This window comes from Bradyrhizobium sp. PRIMUS42, from assembly GCF_023006515.1.
Lineage (GTDB): Bacteria > Pseudomonadota > Alphaproteobacteria > Rhizobiales > Xanthobacteraceae > Bradyrhizobium.
In genome coordinates this window covers 1-1,891 of sequence record NZ_JALBGZ010000976.1, presented here as the reverse complement: position 1 = coordinate 1,891, position 1,891 = coordinate 1, and the positions used below count along the sequence as shown (strand labels likewise).

Genomic DNA, 1,891 nt, shown 5'->3' with positions numbered 1-1,891 from the left:
CATGTCGGGCGCGAGCGTCGCGCCGACGATCGAGCCGGTGGCGAAAATCACCGCCGAATTGGCGCCCGTCAGCGCCTGCGCCGCAGCAAGGCGCACCACATTGGCACGCGCGCGGGCGTCGTCGGCGATCTCATGGGCTGAAGTCACGTCAAGCATGGGATTTTCCGCCCCCAAGGGACTTTCAAGGGGCTCACAAGGGGTTTGTTGATTCCCGGCACTATGGAGGGGTGCGGGAGGGCGGGCAACCGGCGCAAACGGGCGCAGGCCATGCCTCTGACGCAATCGAACGGATGATAGCGGGCCGCGCCCTTGACGGCTTGCGCTCGATCAAACCCTATCCGCCGCGATTTGAAGGAGTTTCGTTCATGACCGTCGACGACAGGCCCACGCTCAACGCTCCCGACGACGATCCCTTTCTGTGGCTGGAGGAGATCGAGGGCACGCAAGCGCTGGATTTCGTCGAGCGGCAGAATCAACTGACGCTGCAGGCGTTCGGGGGCAAAGCCTTCGAGCACGACCGCGACATCCTAGCTGCGATCTACGACCGCCCGGACAACATTCCCTATGTCAGCCGGCGCGGCACCGATCTGCAAAATCTCTGGAAGGATGCCACCAACCCGCGCGGCCTGTGGCGGCGGACGACGCTGACGGAGTTTCGCAAAGCCCGCCCAGCGTGGGAGACCATGCTGGACATCGACAAGCTCGCAACGAGCGAAGGCGAGGACTGGCTGCTCAGCGGGATTGCCACGATGCCGGGAAGCTCGCACGCCATGCTGAGCCTGTCGCGCGGCGGTAGCGACGCCGTGACGTTGCGCGAATTCGACATGGATACGAAGAGCTTCGTGACAGACGGTTTTGCGCTGCCTGAGGCGAAGGGCGGCGCGGACTGGATCGATGCCGACACGCTGCTGCTGTCGAGCGCCCATGGCGAGGGCATGGCGACGACATCAGGCTACGCTCGGACCGTGCGGCTGTGGCGGCGCGGCCAGCCCGTTGAACAAGCGGCCGTGCTGTTCGAAGCTTCCGTGAACGACATGGCCGCGTATGGCCATATCGACCGCATGACGCCAAATCGCATGATCTGGTTCGGCCGGATGCTCGACTTCTTCAATTACAGTGTCTCGGTCGGAGACCAGACCGGCCCCGTCTCGAAGATAGACCTTCCCACCGCCATCGAGCTGCAAGCCCATGGCGACTGGCTCGCGATCAAACCGCGCGAGGATTGGTCCGTGGCCGGACAGATGCACAAAGCGGACACCGTGCTCGGCATCAGGCTCTCGGACTTGCTGGCGGGCCGCCGCGAATTCGCCGTGCTGTTCGAGCCGGCGCCTCGACGGGCAGTTCAGGGATTTTTCTGGGTCGCCGGCAAGCTCGTGCTGTCGATCCTCGACGAGCTCAGGCCGCGCTTCGAGGTCTGCACGCCATCTGCTGCGGGCTGGAGCCGCGCAACGCTTTCCGGCCTGCCTGAGATCGGCGTCGTCGACGTCTGGCCGCTCGATCGTCATCCGTCTGAGAGCAATGGCGACCTGCTCGCCAATGTGCAGGACCCGCTCACGCCGCCGTCGATGCTGCTGCTCGAACGCGGCGTCGCGAGCCCGGTTGTGCTGAAGCAGGCACCGAAGACGTTCACCGCCGACGGCCTGGTGGTGACGCAGCACGAGGCGATCTCGATCGACGGCGAGCGCATTCCCTATGTCCAGACCGGACCGGCGGGCGAGACCGGCGATGCGCCGGTGTATATGAGCGCCTATGGCGGCTTCGCTCTTGCGGTGAAGCCGTATTACAACGCCTCGCTGGGCAAGCTCTGGCTGGAGCGCGGCGGCACCACGGTGCAGGCAAACTTACGCGGCGGCGGCGAGTTCGGCACGCGCTGGCACGACGCCGGCCGGCT

1 protein-coding gene and 1 pseudogene are annotated in these 1,891 nt (G+C 65.4%); one reads left to right on the top strand and one right to left on the bottom strand.

The features are described 5' to 3' along the window. Positions 1 to 156 (bottom strand): annotated as a pseudogene (locus MOV75_RS36455) (MFS transporter); the annotation flags it as partial. A 209-nt stretch (positions 157 to 365) separates the two neighbouring features. Between MOV75_RS36455 and MOV75_RS36450 the strand changes: the two are divergent. Next, positions 366 to 1,891: S9 family peptidase (locus MOV75_RS36450; protein WP_247007801.1), on the top strand; the 1,526-nt coding region annotated here is incomplete at its 3' end.